The sequence below is a fragment of the Pseudonocardia sp. genome (genome assembly GCF_029263155.1).
In the GTDB taxonomy this organism is placed as follows: Bacteria; Actinomycetota; Actinomycetes; order Mycobacteriales; family Pseudonocardiaceae; genus Pseudonocardia.
Genome location: NZ_JAJCYB010000106.1, coordinates 1 through 20612, shown reverse-complemented (window position 1 = coordinate 20612; position 20612 = coordinate 1). Strand labels below are relative to the sequence as shown.

Here is a 20612-nt window from a genome sequence, read left to right as displayed (position 1 = left end):
GGCACCGCGACGCGACCGGGCCGCGCGCTCACGCGCGTGTCGTCGCCGCCCGCGCATCGGAGCCGCGCGACAGGCGGTGGGCCGCGCGCGTGAGCATGGCCCGCACGATCACCGGGTGGACGAGCCGGACCAGCGCGAAGTAGGCCCGGCCACGCGCGTTGTGGATCCGCACCACCGTGGTCAGGACGACGCGGCCGGGCTCGCGGAGCACCGAGGCGCGGAAGTCGAGGTGGCGCTCGTCGGTGCCCAGCAGCACCTCGTCGGCGGTGCGCGCGATGGTGTCGAACGACGACGTGCCGCTCCGCGCGATCCCGACGAACCCGACGAGCACCTCGCGCAGCCCGAGCGCGGCCCGCACCCAGCCCGGTGGATCGCGGAACACCGCGTCCGCCCAGACCTGCGGATCGCTCGGCATCCCCGGCCCGCAGGCGATGGCGTGGGCGTCGGCGAAGTCGGTCCGCGGCAGCGCGTCGGCCAGCAGGGGCGTGTCCGGCACGGCCGCGGTGCGGGCCCGCACCCCGACCGCCCGGCGCAGCAGGCGGACCCACGGCGGCCAGCGCGCCGACCGGGCCGGGCCGGTCGCCGTGGCGTGCTCGACCCGGTCGAGCAGGTCCTCCAGCAGGGCGTCGTGCAGCCACCGGAACGCGACGGGCCACAGGATCCGGCCCCGGCCGACCGTCCGGCCCGCGATGACGTGACGCACGGTGCAGCGTGCGGGCCCGGCCGGCTCCACGGTGAACATGTGCGTGCCGTCGAGCCCGATCCGCGGATCGAACGTGAACTCCACGCGGCGCCCCGGGTCGTACCCCGTCACGCGGTAGCGCACCGGGCCGTGCCCGCCGGCCGCACCGACGGTCGGCGGCCGGTCGAGCACCGACGGCGGCCACGCCGGGACCGGCCACATCCTGTCGGCGGGGCCGCCGAGACCCTCCAGCAGCCGACCGACCTCCTGCACCGGTGCGGCGATCACCCGCTCGTGCACGTTCCACACCACGCGCGCCACCTCCGTACGCTTGCGTATGGACCTCCGTACGCTAGCGTACGGAGGTGGCGGAGCGGAAGCGGTTGACAGCACAGGACTGGATCGAGGCCGGCTGCGCCGCGCTGGCGGAGGGCGGGATCGCGGCCGTCGCGGTGGAGCCCATCGCCGCCCGGCTGGGCACCACCAAGGGCAGCTTCTACTGGCACTTCACCGGCCGCGACGCGCTTCTCGCCGCGAGCCTGCAGCACTGGGAGCGCACCGACACCGACGAGGTGATCGCGCTGATCGAGCACGAGCCGGACGCCGCGGCCCGCCTGCGGCGGCTGCTCGCCGTCGCGCTGGGCGGGTCGTACGGCAGGCCGGGCGCGGCCGTGGAACTGGCGCTGCAACCCGCCGCAGCGCACCCCCTGGTGGCACCCGTGCTCGCGCGGGTCACCCGGCGGCGGCTGGACTATCTGACCGCGCTGTTCACCGAGCTCGGATTCGACCGCGCCCGGGCCCGCGAACGCAGCCTGCTCGGCTACACCGCATACCTCGGCCACGCGCAGCTCGCGCACGCCACGCCGGACCTCGCCCCCGCCGGTCGGGCCTACGTCGACGCGGTGGTCGCCGCCCTCACCGCACGCTGAGCGAGCGGCTCACTTCCTCGTCACCGCATCCAGGTAGCGCCGGGTCCAGCCGTCCTCGACGCGGCGGATCCAGAGCGTGGTCACCGACTCCGCCTCGTCGGCGTAGGTCGCCATCCGCTCGACCGCGTCCCGGCGCAGCTGCGCCTTGGTCGCCGCGAACGTATCGGAGGGGATCGACGCGGTGAGGGCGCGGGCCCGGGCGACGGCGGAGGGCAACAGGTCGTCGGCGGCCGGCACCTCGTCCACCAGCCCGAGGCTCCGCGCCTCGTCGGCCGGGTAGGTCTGCGTGCCGAGCACCAGCTTGCGGGTGACGGCGTCGCCGACCGCGTGCCGCAGCACCTCCAGCGCCACCCGGGGGAACGGCACGCCGACGGCCAGCTCGGGCACGCCGATCCGTCCCGCCGACATGAGCGTGACGTCGGCGCAGGCGGCCAGCACGCAGCCCCCCGCGATGGCGTGCCCGTTGACCGCGGCCACCACGGGCTTGCCCAGCTCGAACACGCTGCGGAACAGGTCGTCGAGGGACGGCACGAAGCGCCGGACGTAGGGCTCGCCCTCCTCGACCACCCGGCGCAGATCCGCACCGGCGGAGAAGGCCCGGCCCGACCCCGTGACGACGACGGCGCGCGCCGGATCGGTGACCAGCGCCCGGAACTGCGCCGCCACCGCCTCGCACAGGTCGGCGTCCAGGGCGTTCACGGGGCCGTGGGCCAGGCGGAGGATCGCGACCTCGCCGTCGTCGATGCGCTCGATCATGGGGCGAACCTACGCCCACCAGCCGGAACGGACCGAACCCGTCCGGCCCGTCTTTCGATCACATGGCAGGCTTTGCATGAGCCGTCATCGATGAGGGAGAAGCCATGCCGCAGAACGTCCGCGGGGTCGTCGCGATGAAGAAGGGCGAGCCCGTCTCCGTCGAGACCGTCATCGTCCCCGACCCCGGGCCCGGGGAGGCCGTCGTCCAGATCCAGGCCTGCGGCGTGTGCCACACCGACCTGCACTACCGCGAGGGCGGGATCAACGACGAGTTCCCGTTCCTGCTCGGCCACGAGGCCGCCGGGATCGTGGAGTCCGTGGGCGAGGGCGTGACCGACGTCGCGCCGGGCGACTTCGTGATCCTCAACTGGCGCGCCGTCGACGGCACCTGCCGCGCGTGCCGCCGCGGCGAGCCCTGGTACTGCTTCTCCACCCACAACGCCGCGCAGAAGATGACCCTCGAGTCGGGCCAGGAGCTCTCCCCCGCCCTGGGCATCGGCGCGTTCGTCGAGAAGACGCTCGTCCACTCCGGGCAGTGCACGAAGGTGAACCCGGCGGTCAAGCCGGAGGTCGCAGGGCTGCTCGGGTGCGGGGTCATGGCGGGCATCGGCGCGGCGATCAACACCGGCGGCATCGGCCGCGGACAGTCGATCGCCGTGATCGGCTGCGGCGGCGTGGGCGACGCGGCCATCGCGGGCGCGAAGCTGGCCGGCGCGGCCACGATCATCGCGATCGACACCGACGGCCGGAAGCTGGAGTGGGCCACGGGCTTCGGCGCCACGCACACGATCAACGCCCGCGAGCAGGACGTCGTGGAGGCCGTGCAGGCGCTCACCGACGGCAACGGCGCCGACGTCGTCGTCGACGCGGTCGGCCGCCCGGAGACCTTCAAGCAGGCCTTCTACGCCCGCGACCTGGCCGGCACCGCCGTCCTCGTCGGTGTCCCGACCCCGGACATGATGCTCGAGCTCCCGCTGATCGACGTGTTCGGCCGCGGCGGGTCCACCAAGTCCTCCTGGTACGGCGACTGCCTGCCCAGCCGCGACTTCCCGATGCTCGTCGACCTGCACCTGCAGGGCCGCCTGCCGCTGGAGAAGTTCGTCAGCGAGACGATCGCGCTCGACGGCGTGGAGGCGGCGTTCGAGAAGATGCACTCCGGCGACGTCCTGCGCTCGGTCGTGGTCTTCTGATGGGGCCGATCGACCACCTGGTCACGTCCGGCACGTTCTCCCTCGACGGCGGCACCTGGGACGTCGACAACAACGTGTGGATCGTCGGGGACGAGCGCGAGGTGTTCGTCATCGACGCCGCGCACGACGCCGAGAAGATCGCCGAGGCCGTCGGCGGGCGCACGGTGAAGGCGATCGTCTGCACCCACGCCCACGACGACCACGTCAACCAGGCCCCCGCGCTGGCCGACCGGTTCTCCGCGCCGATCTGGCTCAACCCGGCCGAGCAGGTCCTGTGGGACATGACCTGGCCCGACCGCAAGCCCGACGGCGAGCTGGCCGACGGTCAGGTCCTCACCGCGGGCGGCATCGAGCTGCGCGTCCTGCAGACCCCCGGGCACTCGCCCGGTTCGTCCTGCCTCTACTCCGCGGAGCTGGGCACCGTGTTCTCCGGCGACACCCTGTTCCAGGGTGGCCCGGGCGCCACCGGGCGGTCGTACTCGAGCTTCGACACGATCATCGACTCGATCCGCACCACGCTGCTGACACTGCCCGGCGCGACCACGGTGCGCACCGGCCACGGCGACGCCACCAGCATCGGCGACGAGGCCCCGCACCTGGAGGAGTGGATCGCGAAAGGCGGTTGAGAAGTAGCACCCCAGCGCTACTCTCGCCACATGGGTGAGCCCGAAGGCATCGGCATCCGCGAGCTGCGCCAGCACGCCTCGCGGTACGTCGCCATGGCCAAGGCCGGCCTGCGGGTGCCGGTGACCGAGCGCGGGAAGCTGGTCGCCTACCTCGTCCCCGCGGAGGAGCCGGGCTCCGCCTTCGAGCGCATGGTGGCGGCCGGGCAGGTGCGGCTGGCCCGTCGGCGTGGGATCACCGATCTCCGCCCCCTTCCGGCCTACGAACCCGGTGAGAGGACGCTGTCCGAGGTCCTGCAGGAGATGCGTGACGAGGAGCGGTACTGATCCACCTCGACACCTCGGCGTTCCTCAAGCTCGTCCGGGACGAGGCCGAGTCGCCCGCGCTGCGCGGACTCATCGGCGAACGCGGCGACCTGGTGTCGAGCGCGCTGCTCGTCGTCGAGGCCCGGCGCGGCGTGCTGCGCCGGGATCCGCGGAAGCTCCCCGAGGTCGATGTGGCACTCGACCGGGTCGACGTCCTCGAGATGTCCGGCGCGCTCCTGGAGTCGGCGAGCCGCCTGCCCGATCCACTGCTCCGCTCGCACGACGCCATCCACCTCGCCACGGCCCTGCTGATCCGCGACGACGTCGACGTCCTGCTCACCTACGACGACCGGCTGGCCGAGGCCGCCCGGACCCACGGGGTCCCGACCGCCTCCCCGGCCTGAACCACCGTGCTCGTCCGGACTCGGACGTGACCGCCGGGTGCGACGCTCAGGTCCCGGTCCTGCCGGTCACGACCCGCCGGACCCGCGTCACGGGCGCCGCCACGACGAGCAGCAGCGCGGAGAGCCCGAACGCCGCACGGAACCCGAACGGGTCCGCCACCGCTCCCAGCCCGGTGGCCCCCACCCCCGTCCCGGCGTCGTAGGCGATGTTCCACGCGGCGCTCGCCGAGCCGTAGCGGGCCGGGCCCGAGGCGGCGAACAGCGTGGTGAGCGCGTCGTTCTGCACCAGCCCGAACCCGACGCCGACGACCGCCGCGCCGATCACCACGAACGCGCCGCCGCCGGCGACCGCCAGCACCTCCAGCCCCATCCCGGCGGCCGCGAGCAGCACCCCGGGCAACAGCAGCCGCCCGCCCATCCCGTGCCGGTCCACCAGCCTCCCGGCCACCGAACGCCCGAGCAGCGCGCCTGCGGCCGTCAACAGCAGGGCCGCGGCGACCAGCAGGCCCGCGCCCGGCACGGCCAGCGGCAGGAACGTGATGAGCCCGCCCTGCGCGACCGAGCACACGAGCATCGCCATCAGCGGTCCGACGGCGGCCCCACCGGCCCGCGGCGCGGTCTCCCGGGTGACGGCGCGGGGACGCGGCACCCGCAGTGTGGGCACGACCAGCGCGCCGAGCAGCGGCGCCACCCCCGCGGCGACGAACAACGCCGCGAACCCGACGGCATCGACCACCGCCACCCCCGCGGGCAGCAGCACCAGCTGCGGCAGCCCGACCGCGATGCCGTAGCGGGCGCCGGCACGCCCGTGCTCGGCCGGTGGCACCAGCTCGGCCACCAGCGCGCTGCCGACGACGGTGAGCAGCCCGAACCCGACGCCCCGCACCGCGGACACCGCCAGGACCGGCGCGAGGTCCGCCGACAGCGCGAGCAGCGGCGTGGGTGCACCGAGCAGCACCAGCCCCGCCCCGAGCGCCACCCGGTAGCCCACGCGCATCACCAGCCACGGCACCCCGAGCTGCGTGATGATCGTGGTCAGCATCAGCACCCCGGTGGTGGCGCCCGCCGCGAACTCCCCGGAGTCCGCCACCCACAGCGGCACCACGGGCAGCAGCAGCGCGTACCCGCCGAACCCGAGCACGGTGGTCGCGAGCATCAGCCGGAACGGCACCGACCCGACGCCGGTCCCCGTCACGCCGCCGCCCCCCGAGCCACCGACCACCGAGCCACCGACCACCGAGCCGCCGAGCCACCGACCAGCGGATCGCGGCTCGCCCGGCCGCCGACGCCCGGACCGCCCGTCACGCCGCCGCCCGCGCCCCATCGGCGGCGCGCGCCACGCAGGGACCGCTCACGCCCGGCCACGACGACGCGCCTCCCCGGATCGACGGGTGAGATCGACGCCATCGGGGTCTGCGGCAGCGGAGAGCCCGACCACGTCGATCCCACCGGTGCGCATCGATCGGCGGCGGGGCTCCCGCCGGAACCGGACGGCGCGGCCGGTCACCCGGGTCGCCACACGCGGGCCTCGGTCACCACCGCGGTGACCAGGTCGTGCGGCGTCACGTCGAACGCCGGGTTCCAGGCAGGGTGCCCGTGCACCACCTCGTCGGCGGCCCGTTCCTCGATCACGATGTGCGCGCCGTCGGGCGTGGCCGGGTCCACCGTCGACTCCGGCGCCGCCACCAGGAACGGGATACCGGCCCGCGCCGCGGCCAGGGCCAACGGATAGGTGCCGATCTTGTTGGCGACGTCACCGTTGGCCGCCACCCGGTCCGCGCCCACCACCACGGCGTCCACGAGGCCGCGGGCGATGACCGAGGCCCCGGCGCCGTCCACGACCACCCGGTAGGGCACCCCGATCGCGGCCAGCTCGACGGCGGTGATCCGGGCCCCCTGCAGCAGCGGCCGGGTCTCGTCCGCGACGACGTGCGCCACCCGGCCGAGCCCGTGCAGTGACCGCACCACCCCCAGCGCGGTGCCCCACTCGACGCAGGCCAGCGCACCCGCGTTGCAGTGCGTGTGCAGGCGCAGCGGGCCCGGCCCGCACAGCTCGCCGAGCAGGGCGGCCCCCCGGGCACCGATGGCATGGCAGGCGGCGATGTCCTCGTCGCGCACGGCGAGCGCGGCGGCGAGCACCGCGTCCGGTCCTGCGGGCAGCGCGGCCCGGGCCCGGGCCACCCCGACGGCGAGGTTGGCGGCGGTCGGGCGGGCCGCGGCGATCCGCGCGCACGCGGCGTCGAGGCCGGCCGGGCCGACCGTGCGCACGGCGAGCACCACACCCAGGGCGCCGGCCACCCCGAGCGCGGGCGCGCCGCGCACGACGAGCCGACCGATCGCGTCGACCAAGCCGTCCACGCCGGTCACGGACGTGAGACGCACGTCGGGCAGCGCGGTCTGGTCGACGAGCACGATCCGCTCGCCGTCCCAGTCGATGGTCCGTGGCAGCACGACCGGAGCCTATGTCGCACGATGAGACGACCGGCCGGGTTGTGGTGCAGTACCACCATCGCTTAGATTTCCTGCACCGCGGAGTTAGAGGTGACTAATGATCGATGGAAGGGCCCCCGAGTGCTGCACGCTGCTGCACACTCCGGCCGTCGAGGACACCCTGCGCACGATCTTCGTCCGCGCCGGCCGCAGCGAACCGGTGTCCACCTCGGCAATCGCCGAGGAGCTCGACGTCAGCGCACCCACGGTCTCGATCATGCTGAAGCGGCTGACGGCCCGCGGCCTCGTGGAGCGCACCGAGGACCACCTGGCCGCACTCACCCCGCACGGCGCCACCCACGCCCGGGACATCGTCCGCCGCCACCGGCTCCTGGAGGCGTTCCTGGCCCAGGTGCTCGACGTGCCCTGGGACGAGGTGCACGGCGAGGCCGACGCGCTCGAGCACGCGGTCTCCCCCACGCTGATCGATCGGATCGACCGCCAGCTCGGACACCCCGACCGGGACCCACACGGCGATCCGATCCCGCGCGAGGGGAGCGTGCTCGGCGAGGGCTGGGGGGTCCGGCTCGACGCCGTACCGACCGGCTCCCGCTTCGCCATCGAACGCGTCTACGACCGCGACAGCGCCGCCCTGCGCTACCTGGCCGACCTGGGCATCCATCCGGGAGTGAGGATCGACGTGACCGAACGACTGCCCTTCGGCGGGCCCCTGTGGGTCAGCGTCGACGGCGCCGCGCACGCGCTCGGCGAGCCGCTCACCCATCTCGTGCACGGCCGGGTGGTCGCGTGAGGGCCCTGCTCGCCGCCGCTGCCGCGGGGCTGGCCCTGCTGGCCGGGTGCACGTCCACCGCGGCCTCGGGCTCCGAACCGATCGGGGACCGCCCGGTCCGCGTCACCACCACGACCAACTTCATCACCGACACCGTCTCGCGGATCGGGGGTGACGCCGTCGAGGTCACGGGGTTGATGGGCCCCGGCGTCGACCCGCACCTGTACACGGCGAGCGCGGGCGACGTCGACGCGCGGCGCGGCGCCGACGGGATCTTCAACGGCGGGCGGGAGCGGGAGGGGAAGATGGCCGACCTGCTCGACCAGCTGGAGGAGACGCAGTTCGTCCGGGCCGTCACCGACGACCTGCCGCGCGAGGACCTGCTGGAGCCCGCCCCGGGCGTCGCCGAGCAGTACGACCCGCACGTCTGGTTCGACGTGACGCTCTGGGAGCAGGTCAGTCGCACCATCGCCACCGCCCTGTCCGAGCGCGACCCGGCCCGCGCCGGTGAGTACCAGGCCAACCTGGAGACCTACCTCGACGAGCTGGCCGAGCTCGACTCCTACGTCTCCGAGCAGATCGCGACGATCCCCGAGGAACGCAGGCTGCTGGTCACCTCGCACGACGCGTTCGAGTACTTCGGCCGCCGCTACGGCCTCGACGTCGCCGGCATCCAGGGCATCTCCACCGCCGCCGAGGCCACCACGGCCGACGTGGAGCGCGTGGCCGAGCTGATCGCCTCGCGCGGGGTGCCTGCGGTCTTCGTCGAGTCCAGCGTCCCGCGCCAGACCATCGACGCGCTGATCGCCTCGGCCGCCCAACGCGGCGCCACCGTCGTCGTCGGCGGGGAGCTCTACACCGACGCCGCGGGCGATCCGGGCACCGACGAGGGCACCTACGTCGGCATGCTGCGCGCCAACACCGACCTGATCGTCGCCGGCCTGTCACGTCCGGACTCGGGGGGCTGAGATGTTCATGAAGAGCCGAGCGGCGGACGCGCTGGAGGTGCGGTCGCTGACCGTGTCCTACCGGTCGGCCCCCGTGCTGTGGGAGGTGGACGCGCGGTTCCCGACCGGGCAGCTCTGCGCGATCGTCGGCCCGAACGGCGCGGGCAAGTCCACGCTGCTCAAGGCCGCGCTGGGGCTCGTCCCCGCCGACGCGGGCCGGGTGCTGATCGACGGCGTGGAGGGCCGGGCGGCCCTGGACCGGGTGGCGTACGTGCCGCAGCGCGAGTCCGTCGACTGGGACTTCCCGATCACCGTCGGCGAGGTCGTCGCGATGGGCCGCTACCGGGCCACCGGCTGGTTCCGTCGCGTCGGGCGGGCCGACCGGGCGATCGCCGCCCAGTGCCTGGACCGCGTCGGCATGGCGGCCTACGGGCGCCGCCAGATCGGGCAGCTGTCGGGCGGGCAGCGCCAGCGGGTGTTCCTGGCCCGCGCGCTCGCCCAGCAGGCCCCGGTGCTCGTGATGGACGAACCGTTCGCGGGGATCGACGCGCGCACCCAGTCCGACCTGCTGAACCTGCTCGGTGGCATCCGTGACGACGGCGGCTCGGTGATCGTCGTGCACCACGACATGGCGCAGGTGCGGGCCGCCTTCGACTGGACGCTGCTGCTCAACGTCCGCGCGCTGGGATGCGGGCCCACCGCCGAGGTGCTCACGTCCGACGCTGTGCGCGGCGCCTACGGGGTCACCTCCGACGCCGTGGCCTGGGCCGGCTGAGCATGTTCGGCCTGCCCTACACCGACACCGTCGTCGTGCTCGGCGCGCTGGTGCTCGGCGTCACCAGCGGGGTGCTCGGCACGTTCGCGGTGCTGCGCCAGCGCAGCCTCGTCGGCGATGCCGTGGCGCACTCCACCCTGCCGGGGGTGTGCGTGGCGTTCCTCGTCGCCGGGGTGAAGGACGTGCCGGGGCTGCTCGTCGGGGCCGCCGTCGCGGGCCTGGTCGCGGCGCTGCTGATGGTGGGCATCGAACGCACCCGGCGGATCAAGCCCGACACCGCGATCGGTGTGGTGCTCTCGGGCTTCTTCTCCCTCGGGATCGTGCTGCTCACCTACATCGGCAGTCGCCAGGACTCCGACCAGGCCGGCCTGGGCAACTACCTGTTCGGTCAGGCGGCCGGGCTGCTGGAGACCGACGTCGTGGTGATGGCCGCGCTCGGCGGCACCGCCCTGCTGGTGGTCGCCGCACTGCGCCGTGCGCTGACCACGACGCTGTTCGACGCCTCCTACGCCGGGTCGATCGGGCTGCCGGTGCGGGCGCTGGAGATCCTGATGACGGGGCTGCTCGTGGTGGCCGTCGTCATCGGGGTGCGGGTGGTCGGCGCGATCCTGATGGTCGCGATGCTCGTGGTGCCCACGGTCGTCGCCCGCCAGCTCGCCGACCGGTTCACGTTCGTGCTGCCGCTGGCGGGGCTCACCGGCGCTGTCGTCGGGGTCACCGGCGCGCTCGCGGCCACCCGGGCGGCGCTGCCGACCGGGCCGGTGGTCGTGCTCGTCGGGTTCACCCTCGCCGTTCTCGCGGTGCTGCTGGCCCCCGGGCGCGGGGTGGCATGGCGGGGCGCGAAGCTCGCCGCGCGCCGCAGGCGGGTGCTGCGCGACGCCGTCCTCGTGGAGCCCGGCGCGCCGGCGCGGACCGTCGGCGACCGGTGGGCCCGGGCGTCGTTGCGCCGCCAGGGCCTGCTCGCGCCCGACGGGCTCACCCCGGCGGGCGAGATCGCCGCCGCCGATCTCGCCGACCGCCGCGCGCTCTGGTCGGCGTGGCTGGAGCACGGCGCCTCGGTCCGGCTCCCGGACGCGCGCGAGCCCGATCCCACCGACCTGCGCGGCTCGCTCGGCGACGATGCGGTCGAGCAGCTGCGCAGGCTGAGCACGGGGGACGTCGCGGCTGGGACGACGCAGGCGGCCCCCGTGCTCACCCTCCCGACGGGCAGGCACCCCCGTGTCAGATGACCTGGTGATCATCATGGTGGCCGGGCTGGTCGGCACCGCGTGCGGGCTGCTCGGCCCGTTCCTGGTGCTGCGCCGGATCGCGCTGATGTCCGACGCCGTGAGCCACGCGGTGCTGCCCGGGATCGTCGCGGTGTGGCTGGTGTGGCAGACCCGTGCACCGCTGCCGGTGGTCGTCGGCGCGGCGGCGTTCGCGGTGCTCTGCGTGCTGGCGATCGACGCGCTGCGCGCCACCGGCCTGCTGGCGTCCGACGCCGCGATCGCGCTGGTGTTCCCGGCACTGTTCTCCCTGGGCGTCCTGGGCGTGACACAGTTCGCCGACGGCATCCACCTCGACCTCGACGCCACGATCTACGGCGAGATCGCGTTCGTGCCGTTCGACTCCGTCGACCTCGGTGGCGGCGTGGGGGTGGCACGGGCCGGCCTCGTGCTCGCGGTCGTCGTGCTGCTCAACCTGGCGATGGTCACGCTCCTGTGGAAGGAACTGAAGGCCACCACGTTCGACCCGGCGTTCAGCGCCACGGTCCGGCTGCGCCCGCAGCTGATGTCCCGGCTGCTGCTGATGGCCGTCGCCGTCACCGCGGTGTCGGCGTTCGAGGCCGTCGGCGCGATCCTGGTGGTGACGATGCTGATCGTGCCCGCGGCCACCGCGTACCTGCTCACCGAGCGGCTGGCGGTGATGCTCGCGCTGGCCGTCGGCGTCGGGTGGGTGGGTGCCGTCGCCGGGTACGCGCTGGCCTCCGCCTACGACACCTCGATCGCCGGCGCCATGGGCCTGGTCTGCACCGCCTGCTTCGTGCTCGCCCTGCTCGGCTCCCCGCGGCACGGCCTGCTCACCCGCCGCCTGCGCACCCGCCGGTCCGTCACGACCTGACCGCCCGCGCCTGTCCGCGCGCCGCCCCTCGCGCGCCCGGCTGCGCTTCGCGCGCCGCGCTGCTCTCCGCGCGCCGCCGGCCGCGCGCACACCGCACCCGGGCGCGCGAACGTGCGTCGGATGCATGGCGCTCGCCCCCCCCGCACACCGGGCCGCACTCCGCGCGCCCAGCCACACCTCGCGCGCCCAGCCGCACCTGGCGCGCCCAGCCGCACCTCGCGCGCTGTCGGCAGCGCGCGAGCCGCATTCGGGCGCGCGAAGTGGTGGTGCGGGAGGGCGGCCGGCCGCGCGTGCGGGCGGTGCGCTGCGCGGGCGACCGGGGTCCGGCTACCGTCCCTGCCGTGATCTGGCCCGACTCCGCTTTCCCCGCGGACCCCTACCCCGGTGCGGTCCCGCCCGCGTCGTACGTGCACGTCGGCGAGCGGTCCCACGAGCTGGTCCCCGGGCCGTGGCGCGTCGACGGCCTGACACTCGACGAGTGGCTCGCCGCCCACGACGCCGCGCCGGCGGCCGCGCGGGTCCCGGTGCTGACCTACGGCTCCAACCGCTGCCCGAGCAAGATCACTTGGCTGCGGCGGGAGCTGGGACTCGGCCGGGATCCGGTCGTGGTGCTGCGGGCCCGCACGTCCGGTGTCGCCGCGGTGTGGGCGAGTGGCCTGCGCGCCCGCGACGGGCAGCGCCCCGCGGTGCTGACCGCGGCACCGGGCGTCGTCGAGGAGCACGCCGTCTGGCTCGCCACCCCCGCGCAGATCGCGGTGCTGGACCGCTGCGAGGGCCGTGACGACCGCTTCCGCCTGGCCCGCCTGCACACCGGCGACGTGCGCACCGACGACGGCGCCCACGTCGACGCCCCCTGGGTCTACGTCGGGCACGGCGCGATCCGCAGGCCGCTGCTCGTCGACGGCGCGCCCGTCCGGTGCGCCGACCTCGCGCAGGACCACGCCCGCGACCTGGCCGGCGAGCCCGCGGCGGACGACGGCCTCGACGCACCGACCGTCTCCGGCGACCCGGCCCCCGACGAGTGGCCCGCCCGGCTGTTCGCCTACGGCCTGCTGCGTCCCGGACAGGTCTCCTGGTCCTACGTGGCGCCGTACGCCACCGGTGGCACCCGACCCGGCGAGGTGCCCGGCTCGGCGCTGGACACCGGCCGCGGCTACCCCGCCTGGCTCCCCGACGGCCCGGGCACGACCCCGGGCGCACTGATCGAGCTGCACGACCCGGCCGGGGCATTCCCCGCGATGGACGCCTACGAGGGCCCGGAGTACGAGCGCATCCGCGCGGTGCTCACCGACGGCACGGTGGCCTGGGCCTACGCCTGGCGCGCCCCCACGACCGGCTTCCTCCCGTTCCTCGACACCTCGCAGCCGTAGTGCCGTCCTGCGGATCCGGTCAGGTGTCGAAGTCCGACACCGTGTAGGCCCGGGGCTCCACCAGGACCATCCAGTTGCCGCTGTTGTCGCGGGCGACGGCCTCCACGCCGTACGGCCGCTCCTGCGGCTCCTGGACGAACTCGACGCCCTTGGCGCGCAGGTCCTCGCACGTCTTGCGGCAGTCGTCGACGTTGAAGCCCAGCCCGTGCATCGTGCCCTCGTCGAGGGCCCGGTTGATGGCGCCCGTCATCTCCGGCGAGTACGGCGGGCCGGGAACCGCGAGGGAGACCATCAGTTCGGGCTGGTTCGGGTGGTTGACCGCGCACCAGCGGTAGCCGTCCCCGAGCGTGATGTCGGCGTTCTCCACGAAGCCGAGCACGTCGATGTAGAAGGCCTTGGACGCGTCGATGTCCTTGACGAAGACGCTGGCGATCGAAACTCCTGTGATCATGGGAGGAAGCCTAGGAGCCAGCGGGGCCCGCGGGCTTCTCCTCCCTTGCGCGCTCGGCGAGGCCCCACATGAACACGAAGCACCCGGGGATCCGGGGTGCACCGGTCACGGCCCACCGGCGCTGGAACTCGCTCGGCGTCTCCCCCACGAGCTCCTTGAACCGCCGCGAGAACGACCCGAGGCTGGAGCAGCCGACGGTGTGGCACACCTCGGTGACGGTGAGGTTGGTGGCGCGCAGCAGATCCTGCGCGCGCTCCACCCGCCGCCGGGACAGGTGCGCGGCCGGGGACACGCCGTAGGTGGCGGTGAACAGCCGCTGGAAGTGGAACTTGCTGAGCCCCGCCACCGCCGCGAGCGCGTCGAGATCCAGCGGCTCGGCGTAGTGCCGGTCGGCGTGGTCGCGGGCCCGGCGCAGGTGCACGAGCACGTCGCCGGGGGCTCGCCGCTGCAGCGCGCTCACCCCGCGAGGCTCGCACAGGCTCGTGGGTCGGCACACAGGGCCGGACCTGTGCGCGGGCCCCGGCGCCCGTGTGCGAGCGGTCAGGCCGGATCAGCAGCGCCTAGCCCCGGCGCGCCGAGACCTCAGGAGCGAGCCTGCCGCCCTCGATGCCGTACAGGCGTGCCGCGTTCCCACCCAGCACGGCGCGGCGGGCGTCGACGTCGAGGTCGCGGTAGCGGCCCCGAAGCTCGTCGGGGAAGCGGTAGTCGGCGAGCTGCCGCACCAGCTTGCCAGGGCGCACGAGCGGGTAGCCGCTGCCGAACAGCAACCGCTCCGGCCCGTACGCCAGCAGCAGCTCGCCGAACGCCCGCCCGAACTCCAGCGACGACGTCCACGGCAGGATCTCGGTGAGCACCACGTGCACGTTGGGCAACCGGGCCAGCCGGCACAGCTGCTCCGACGGCAGGCACCCCGCCCCGAGCACGAACGACGTGCGGGGCAGGGCGGTGGCCAGCTCGCGGAACTGCGCGACGTCGAACCCGGCCGACGCGACCCGTTCCACGGGCCGGGTCCGCACCGGCAGCGCGGAACCGGACCGCACCGGCTCCGCCCAGCTCGGCAGCCGCGGGGCCCCGCCGACGGAACGCTGCCCGGTGGCGGCGCGCCAGCGCAACCACGGCGCCGGGCGGGCCGAGGGCGTCACGCCGAGATGCACCACGCCGGCGCCGGCCTGGCCGCCGCGGGCCAGCACGCGGCGCAGCCAGCTCTCGCTCAGCCGCATCCGCCCGCCGGGGTGGCGGCTCTCGCAGAACGTCAGGCCACGCAGGTCCCAGCGCCGCACCTTGGCCGCGATCCCGCGTGCGCCGGGCTGGCCCGCGTCGGGGTCGAGCTCCCCGGACAGCACGAACTTGCCGGGCATCCGCCCGGCCAGCTCGGCGTGCCACGCCACCGGCGAGAACCCGAGGACGAACAGCTCCCCGAGCACCACCGGCTGCAGCACCGCGCGGTCGACGCATCCCTCGCCGAACACGTCCCGAGCCAGCCCGTCCTCGGTGACCCGTTCGACCTCCGGCAGCGGCACCGCGGAGCCGTCGAGCTCCCGGTGCCGCCGCAGCAGGTCGGTGGCGAAGTCCTCCCCCGCGGGCCCTGCCTGGTTGTGCGGGCTCGCGTCCCAGGCGTGCACCTGGGCGTCCACCACGAGGTAGTGCTCGCCGTCCGCCGTGTACACCGGTGTGCACTCCCTTCTGGACAGGCTCCCCGCTGGGTGGCCTCCCTCGTGGGGCGACTACCCCATCGACGGGCCCATGCCCAGCGACTGCGGGGTGCTGGAGTCGGGCGACGGCTGCGGGATGCCGTCGTCGAGCGGGCCGTACTCGGTCATCAGCGCCTTGTTCCAGGGGGTGACCTCCTCGCCCACCAGGGAGTTGGTGGTGAGGATCAGGCCGGCCACGGACGCGCCGTTCTGCAGCGCGGAGCGCACGACCCGCAACGGGTCGATGATGCCCATCTCGATCATGTTGCCGTAGCGGCCCTCGAGGGCGTCGAAACCCTCGTCGACACCGAGCGCGCTGACCTGCTTGACCACGTCGTGGCCGTCGTACCCGGCGTTGGTGGCGATCAGGTGCACCGGCTCGGTGAGCGCGGCACGGACGATCTCGACGCCGATCCGGTAGTCGCCGGTGACCTCGAGCTTGTCGAGCGCGGGCTCCGAGTGCAGCAGCGCTGCCCCGCCGCCGGCCACGATGCCCTCGGCCATGGCGGCGCGGGTGGCCTGCAGCGAGTCGTCGACCCGGTGCCGGATCTCCTTGAGCTCCGCGTTCGTCGGCGCCCCGACGGAGATGATGGCGGCCTTGCCCGACAGCCGCGCGATGCGATCGTTGAGCCAGTCCTCGTCGGTCCCGATGCTGGCGCGGTTCATCTCGGCGCGCAGCTGCGAGAGCCGCATCTCCACCGATTCCTTCGCACCCTGCCCGCCGATGATCGCGGTGTGCTCGTTCGTGGCACGCACCTGCGAGGCGCGACCGAGGTGCTCGGTGGTGACCTGCTCCAGCGAGAACGACGACGCCTTGGACAGCACCTTGCCGCCACACAGGGCCGCCATGTCCTCGAGCATGTGCACGCGCTTCTCGCCGAAGCCGGGCGCCTGGATCGCGGTGCACTTGATGTGCCCGTTGACGTGGTTGTGCACCAGCATCTGCAGCGCGGTGCCCTCCACCTTCTCGGCGACGATCACCAGCGGCTTCGGGTCGCGCATGATCCGCTCGAGCATCGGCATCAGCGCCTGCACGTTCGTGATCTTCTCGGCGCACAGCAGGATGTAGGGGTCGTCGAGGACCGCCATCATGCTGCCCGGGTCGGTGACCAGGTACGGCGAGACGTAGCCGTTGTCGAACTCGAAGTCCTCGACGAAGTTCACGGTGAGGCCGAGGACCGGGCCGTCGTCGACGGAGATCACGCCGTCGTCGCCGACGGTGTGCAGCGTCTGCGCCACCACGCTGCCGATGGACTCGTCGTCGTTGGCCGAGATGGCCGCGACGCGGGAGAGGTGCTCCAGGCTGTCGACGGGGTGCGCCACCGTCGACAGGTGCGCGACGATCGCGCCCACCGCGACGTCGATGCCCCGCTTGACGAGCACCGGGTTGCCGCCGGAGGTGATCGCCTTCATGCCCTCGCGGACGATGGCCTGCGCCATCACCGTGGCGGTCGTGGTGCCGTCACCGACGATGTCGTTGGTCTTGATCGCCGCTTCCTTGAGGATCTGGGCACCCATGTTCTCGAACGGGTCCTTCAGATAGATCTCGCGCGCGATCGTCACGCCGTCGTTCGTGACCTCCGGCGTACCGGTGATCTTCTCCAGGATCACGTTGCGGCCCTTGGGGCCGAGCGTCGACTTCACGGCCTCGGCCAGCTGGTCGACGCCGGCCTTGAGCAGGTCGCGGGCTTCCTGTCCGAACTTGAGTTCCTTGGCCACGGGGCCCCTCCTGGAGACGAATTCTCAACATGTGCGCGGGGAAGAAGAGAGGTGAAGCAGGCCCGGGTCGCCGCCCGCACCGGAGTGCACGGACGGCGACCCGAGGATGGTGCTACCTACGTGTCGGCCGGACTACTTGACGGCCGGGGGGAGCATGTCGCCGATGAACTCGGCGGCCTCCTCCAGGTTGCCGAACATCACGGTCCGGTCATCCATGTGGATCATCTTGCCGTAGTGGGTGGACATGTTCTCCTCGAACTCGGAGGCGTCGTAGAAGCCCTCCTCCTCGCCGAGTGCCTCAGAGATCTCGTCGTAGACGAAGTCCATCCGGCCGACGCAGTCCACCCGGATCATGGACGGCAGGTGCGTGATGGTCACGTTCTCCTGCCGGTTCATGACATCCGCGACGACGACGCCCACCTGGTTGTTCATCAGCGTCACACCGGCCATGCCGGACGCGGTGTTGTCCGCCTTGTACGGGCTCTCTGATGTCTTGAAACTGGTCACTGCGACAGCTCCTTCGGGGGCTCCAGTCCGAGGTCGGTCACGATGCCGGCGAACCGGCTCTTGGCCCGGTCGAGGGCGTCCTCGAACCGCGGGGGCTTGGCGTCGGGCTGGCTCCACAGCGGCTGCATCGCGCGGGCCGCTTCCAGGCACTGCGGCACCCACTTGGACAGCCAGCCCTGCAACAGCTCCTTGTTGTGGGCCGCGAACTCCTTGTCCTGGACCAGCGGGCCGAAGCACGCCTGGGTCCAGCGGAGATCACGCTGGGCGTAGTCGTACTCGCCGGCGCCGATCACGGTCGGCGTCACGAAGTCGCCGTTGCCTGCGGCGGCCTGCTGCACCAGGTTGGACCGGAACAGCTCGCCGACCAGCGGTTCGAACACCACGTTGGTGGCGAACACCGACTCGCCCCAGTCGTTGTCGATCGCGGTGAGGGCCTCGACGACCTTGCGGGCGCCCTGCCACTCGGGATCGTTGTTCCACGCGTCGAGGTGCGCGGTGCCGTCGAAACCGTCGATCTCCTCGGAGAGCGTGAGGTTGTAGAGCGCGAGGTCCTGCGCGAAGCGGATCTTGTGCATGCTGTTCACGACCATGGCCGTGTTGTGCATGTTCGTCGGACCGGACCGGTTGCAGGCCGCGAAGATGTACAGACCGAGGATGTGCTCGATGTGCATCCACGCGCCGACGTTGCGCTCGACGAACGACTTCCAGTTCGGGGTCCAGTTGTCGAAGGCCTTCGCCTGGCGGGCGTTCTCGACGTTCTGGGTGGTCTGGCGGACGACGTTCGCGTTGTAGCGATAGAACGTCATCTCCCATTCCTCGTTGGGGTCCCGGAACTCGTGCCAGCCGTGCGCGGGCCAGTCCTCCACGTGCAGCGAACCGGTACCGGGCCCGGTGACGGGCTCGGGCTTGTCGACGCCCCACGCCTTCAGCTTCGTCCAGTGCAGCGGGTAGCCCGCCTCACCGTTGGCGAAACCGTAGATCCAGCCCTGCGACAGGTAGTGCCGCGGGTCGGGCTGGACGTCGACGGTGACGTCCTCGTAGTGGGTCTGCTTGCGCTTCGCCGGCTTGTAGTAGTTGTACCGACGTGCGCTGGCACTGGAGTCGGGGAACTCCTGTGCGCCTGCCTCCGCATCCGTGAACTGTGGCTTCGGGACACTGCGTTCGGGACGTTGAGCAGCTGTGGTCATGGGCCGTCCTCGCCTTCCGGCTCACCGGTGGTGGTGAACTTGTCGTAGAAGATGTTCTGTTCGAGCACTCCGAGGGCCGTGAGCTTCGCCAACGCCGCATCCACCATTGGCGGAGGTCCGCACACGTACGCGTCCCGACCCTTGAGGTCGGGTTCGCACCGCTCGACGACGTCGGTGATGAGACCGACCTCGCCGTCCCACTCGTCGTCACCGGCAGGCTCGGACAGTGCCGGGACGTACCGGAAGCCTGGAATTCGAGACTCCAGGCTCCGGAGCTCTTCTTCGAAGCACAGGTCCCGCTTCGCGCGGGCCCCGTAGTAGAAGACCGCCTTGCGGTCCACGCCTCGATCGGCCATGGCGCGCAGCAGTCCCAGTACCGGTGCCATCCCGGCGCCGCCGCCCACGAAGACGATCGGCGAGGTCCGACTCTCCCGAAGCGTGAAGGTCCCGAATGGGCCCTCCACATCGAGCCGGTCGCCGACCTGGACCTTCGAGGCCAGGAAATCCGAGAACAGGCCGTCCGGATAGATCTTGATGACGAACTCCCAGTGGGCGTCGCGACCCGGGACGTGTGCCATCGAGAACGAGCGGTGCTCATCGGTGTTGGGAACCGAGATGTCGAGGTACTGGCCCGGGAAGAACTTGATCTCCTCGGGTTCGATCAGCTTGAGTACGAGATGGCGCATGTCATGGGTGGCCGGCTCGTTGGACACGACCTCGGCCACGCCCTTCGAGATCGGCAGACCCGACCGGATGATCTCCTCGTCGTACTGGAGGAGTTCGATCACGAGGTCCTCGTAGGCGTGTGCCCGGCAGAGGAGGGTCTGACCCTCCTCGCGTTCGGAGTCGGGCAACGCGAAGGTCGAGTACTTGTCGAGCTCGATGTTGTCCATGTCGCCTTCGAGGACGAAGGACTTGCAGGCAGCGCACTGACCTTCCTTGCAGCCGTGCATGAGCTGGACGCCCTGCTCGGCGGCCGCACGCAGGATGTTCTGCTCCTCGTCGACCTCGATCTCGATGCCCACCGGCTCGAACCTGACTCTGTGCTTGTTACCCACTACGTCCGCGCCCTTCGCCGGTGGACCATCTGTGCTATCGCTGAGCCCCGATCTGGCAGGGGGAGGGCCGACGATGGAGTCGCCGGCCCTCCCCCCTCACCTGACCCGCGCTCAGGCGCCCGAAGGTGCCGGTCGTCCGGCGGGGCCCTGACGGTTGTAGTCAGCGAGGTAGGCGGCGCGCCCGGCGTCGTCCATCTCGTTGATGATCACGTTGGGGCTGCCCAGCGGAGGACAGCGGCGCATGTGATCCAGCGTCCACATCTTCTTGGGGTTCAAGTCGAGGTGGGGCTGTGCCGTCATGGTCTTGCCGTCGTCGCGGACGAAGCCCATGTCCGAGACCACGTCGGCCCAGTTCCAGCCGTGGTAGATCGTCTCCCACTCACGACGCCCGACCAGCCGGCCCATGTTCGGGGTCTCGCGACCCTGGTACTCGGGGCGGAAGGCCTCGACGTCGGTCCAGCGGCAGACCTCGTGGCAGTACGTGCGGTGCACGCCGTCGACCTCGGCCATGACCATGTCCTCACGGACCAGGCACGGGACCATGCAGGTCCAGCAGCGGGCCGGGTAGACGTAGTCGACGTCCTCGAACACGATCGGGTTGTGCCCGTTCGGCACGGCGAGGCGGTTGTAGTTCTCCCACCACGCGCCGTACTTGTCGTACCAGCCCGGGTACTTGTACTCGAACCACTCGAAGTCC

General features: G+C 72.7%; 22 protein-coding genes and 1 pseudogene. 11 read left to right on the top strand and 12 right to left on the bottom strand.

Going from position 1 to position 20612, the window contains the following annotated elements; genetic code table 11:
* Positions 1 to 28: 28 nt before the first annotated feature.
* Complete coding sequence (locus Q1K26_RS22255; protein WP_300016431.1) at positions 29 to 994, bottom strand: DUF2867 domain-containing protein; 966 nt, start codon at positions 992 to 994, stop codon at positions 29 to 31.
* 53 nt (positions 995 to 1047) lie between these two features.
* Between Q1K26_RS22255 and Q1K26_RS22250 the strand changes: the two genes are divergently transcribed.
* Positions 1048 to 1611, top strand: a complete 564-nt coding sequence (locus tag Q1K26_RS22250) for a TetR/AcrR family transcriptional regulator (protein WP_300016428.1) — start codon at positions 1048 to 1050, stop codon at positions 1609 to 1611.
* Positions 1612 to 1620: 9 nt separating this feature from the next.
* On the opposite strand, the gene Q1K26_RS22245 is transcribed toward Q1K26_RS22250, so the two are convergent.
* Positions 1621 to 2367, bottom strand: a complete 747-nt coding sequence (locus tag Q1K26_RS22245; protein ID WP_300016425.1) for an enoyl-CoA hydratase/isomerase family protein — start codon at positions 2365 to 2367, stop codon at positions 1621 to 1623.
* A 104-nt stretch (positions 2368 to 2471) separates the two neighbouring features.
* On the opposite strand from Q1K26_RS22245, the gene Q1K26_RS22240 reads away from it, so the two are divergent.
* From Q1K26_RS22240 to Q1K26_RS22225, 4 genes are read left to right on the top strand one after another with little or no spacing between them, the layout of a single operon-like run.
* The gene (locus Q1K26_RS22240; RefSeq protein WP_300016422.1) at positions 2472 to 3557 is read left to right on the top strand and encodes an S-(hydroxymethyl)mycothiol dehydrogenase; all 1086 of its coding nucleotides are present in this window, start codon (positions 2472 to 2474) and stop codon (positions 3555 to 3557) included.
* Entirely contained in the window at positions 3557 to 4183 is a 627-nt protein-coding gene (locus Q1K26_RS22235; protein WP_300016419.1) for an MBL fold metallo-hydrolase, read from the top strand. The genes Q1K26_RS22240 and Q1K26_RS22235 overlap by 1 nt, the downstream gene beginning before the upstream one ends.
* A gap of 30 nt (positions 4184 to 4213) precedes the next feature.
* Positions 4214 to 4507 (top strand): type II toxin-antitoxin system prevent-host-death family antitoxin, encoded by a 294-nt coding sequence (locus Q1K26_RS22230; RefSeq protein WP_300016416.1) that lies wholly within the window; start codon positions 4214 to 4216, stop codon positions 4505 to 4507.
* Positions 4504 to 4890: a type II toxin-antitoxin system VapC family toxin gene (locus tag Q1K26_RS22225; RefSeq protein ID WP_363320520.1), complete on the top strand. Its 387-nt coding sequence runs from the start codon at positions 4504 to 4506 to the stop codon at positions 4888 to 4890. The genes Q1K26_RS22230 and Q1K26_RS22225 overlap by 4 nt, the downstream gene beginning before the upstream one ends.
* Before the next feature lie 46 nt (positions 4891 to 4936).
* On the opposite strand, the gene Q1K26_RS22220 is transcribed toward Q1K26_RS22225, so the two are convergent.
* Positions 4937 to 6085, bottom strand: a complete 1149-nt coding sequence (locus Q1K26_RS22220; RefSeq protein ID WP_300016413.1) for an MFS transporter — start codon at positions 6083 to 6085, stop codon at positions 4937 to 4939.
* A gap of 308 nt (positions 6086 to 6393) precedes the next feature.
* Positions 6394 to 7338 (bottom strand): S-methyl-5-thioribose-1-phosphate isomerase, encoded by a 945-nt coding sequence (gene mtnA / locus Q1K26_RS22215; protein ID WP_300016506.1) that lies wholly within the window; start codon positions 7336 to 7338, stop codon positions 6394 to 6396.
* 100 nt (positions 7339 to 7438) lie between these two features.
* On the opposite strand from mtnA, the gene Q1K26_RS22210 reads away from it, so the two are divergent.
* The 6 genes from Q1K26_RS22210 to Q1K26_RS22185 all read left to right on the top strand — a co-directional run bounded on the left by Q1K26_RS22210 (position 7439) and on the right by Q1K26_RS22185 (position 13302).
* Positions 7439 to 8131, top strand: a complete 693-nt coding sequence (locus Q1K26_RS22210) for a metal-dependent transcriptional regulator (RefSeq protein WP_300016410.1) — start codon at positions 7439 to 7441, stop codon at positions 8129 to 8131.
* Entirely contained in the window at positions 8128 to 9078 is a 951-nt protein-coding gene (locus tag Q1K26_RS22205; protein WP_300016407.1) for a zinc ABC transporter substrate-binding protein, read from the top strand. The genes Q1K26_RS22210 and Q1K26_RS22205 overlap by 4 nt, the downstream gene beginning before the upstream one ends.
* Positions 9079 to 9085: 7 nt before the next feature.
* Entirely contained in the window at positions 9086 to 9832 is a 747-nt protein-coding gene (locus Q1K26_RS22200; protein ID WP_300016404.1) for a metal ABC transporter ATP-binding protein, read from the top strand.
* A 2-nt stretch (positions 9833 to 9834) separates the two neighbouring features.
* Entirely contained in the window at positions 9835 to 11061 is a 1227-nt protein-coding gene (locus tag Q1K26_RS22195; protein ID WP_300016401.1) for an iron chelate uptake ABC transporter family permease subunit, read from the top strand.
* Positions 11051 to 11932, top strand: a complete 882-nt coding sequence (locus Q1K26_RS22190; RefSeq protein WP_300016398.1) for a metal ABC transporter permease — start codon at positions 11051 to 11053, stop codon at positions 11930 to 11932. The genes Q1K26_RS22195 and Q1K26_RS22190 overlap by 11 nt, the downstream gene beginning before the upstream one ends.
* Positions 11933 to 12273: 341 nt before the next feature.
* Positions 12274 to 13302 carry a gamma-glutamylcyclotransferase gene (locus Q1K26_RS22185; protein WP_300016395.1) on the top strand — a complete coding sequence of 343 codons (1029 nt, stop codon included), beginning with the start codon at positions 12274 to 12276 and terminating at the stop codon, positions 13300 to 13302.
* 19 nt (positions 13303 to 13321) lie between these two features.
* On the opposite strand, the gene Q1K26_RS22180 is transcribed toward Q1K26_RS22185, so the two are convergent.
* The 8 genes and pseudogenes from Q1K26_RS22180 to Q1K26_RS22145 all read right to left on the bottom strand — a co-directional run.
* Positions 13322 to 13753 (bottom strand): VOC family protein, encoded by a 432-nt coding sequence (locus Q1K26_RS22180; RefSeq protein ID WP_300016392.1) that lies wholly within the window; start codon positions 13751 to 13753, stop codon positions 13322 to 13324.
* 10 nt (positions 13754 to 13763) lie between these two features.
* Entirely contained in the window at positions 13764 to 14213 is a 450-nt protein-coding gene (locus Q1K26_RS22175) for an AraC family transcriptional regulator (RefSeq protein ID WP_300016389.1), read from the bottom strand.
* A gap of 100 nt (positions 14214 to 14313) precedes the next feature.
* A complete protein-coding gene (locus tag Q1K26_RS22170; RefSeq protein ID WP_300016386.1) occupies positions 14314 to 15420 on the bottom strand; it encodes an amidohydrolase family protein in 1107 nt (368 codons plus the stop codon).
* A 57-nt stretch (positions 15421 to 15477) separates the two neighbouring features.
* On the bottom strand, positions 15478 to 17163 hold the full coding sequence (groL, locus tag Q1K26_RS22165; protein WP_300016383.1) for a chaperonin GroEL: 1686 nt from the start codon (positions 17161 to 17163) through the stop codon (positions 15478 to 15480).
* Between the two features lie 132 nt (positions 17164 to 17295).
* Entirely contained in the window at positions 17296 to 17670 is a 375-nt protein-coding gene (mimD, locus tag Q1K26_RS22160; RefSeq protein ID WP_300016380.1) for a propane 2-monooxygenase effector subunit MimD, read from the bottom strand.
* A complete protein-coding gene (locus Q1K26_RS22155; RefSeq protein ID WP_300016377.1) occupies positions 17667 to 18857 on the bottom strand; it encodes an aromatic/alkene monooxygenase hydroxylase subunit beta in 1191 nt (396 codons plus the stop codon). The genes mimD and Q1K26_RS22155 overlap by 4 nt, the downstream gene beginning before the upstream one ends.
* Positions 18854 to 19915 carry a 2Fe-2S iron-sulfur cluster binding domain-containing protein gene (locus Q1K26_RS22150; protein ID WP_300016374.1) on the bottom strand — a complete coding sequence of 354 codons (1062 nt, stop codon included), beginning with the start codon at positions 19913 to 19915 and terminating at the stop codon, positions 18854 to 18856. Before Q1K26_RS22150 ends, Q1K26_RS22155 begins: the two co-directional genes overlap by 4 nt.
* Positions 19916 to 20026: 111 nt before the next feature.
* Positions 20027 to 20612, bottom strand: a pseudogene (locus Q1K26_RS22145) (methane monooxygenase); the annotation flags it as partial.

Coding starts and splice junctions, on each gene's coding strand:
- Q1K26_RS22245 (WP_300016425.1), bottom strand. CDS start 2,367: ATGATCGAGCGCATCGACGACGGCGAGGTCGCGATCCTCCGCCTGGCC.
- Q1K26_RS22240 (WP_300016422.1), top strand. CDS start 2,472: ATGCCGCAGAACGTCCGCGGGGTCGTCGCGATGAAGAAGGGCGAGCCC.
- Q1K26_RS22235 (WP_300016419.1), top strand. CDS start 3,557: ATGGGGCCGATCGACCACCTGGTCACGTCCGGCACGTTCTCCCTCGAC.
- Q1K26_RS22230 (WP_300016416.1), top strand. CDS start 4,214: ATGGGTGAGCCCGAAGGCATCGGCATCCGCGAGCTGCGCCAGCACGCC.
- Q1K26_RS22210 (WP_300016410.1), top strand. CDS start 7,439: ATGATCGATGGAAGGGCCCCCGAGTGCTGCACGCTGCTGCACACTCCG.
- Q1K26_RS22200 (WP_300016404.1), top strand. CDS start 9,086: ATGAAGAGCCGAGCGGCGGACGCGCTGGAGGTGCGGTCGCTGACCGTG.
- Q1K26_RS22195 (WP_300016401.1), top strand. CDS start 9,835: ATGTTCGGCCTGCCCTACACCGACACCGTCGTCGTGCTCGGCGCGCTG.
- Q1K26_RS22180 (WP_300016392.1), bottom strand. CDS start 13,753: ATGATCACAGGAGTTTCGATCGCCAGCGTCTTCGTCAAGGACATCGAC.
- Q1K26_RS22155 (WP_300016377.1), bottom strand. CDS start 18,857: ATGACCACAGCTGCTCAACGTCCCGAACGCAGTGTCCCGAAGCCACAG.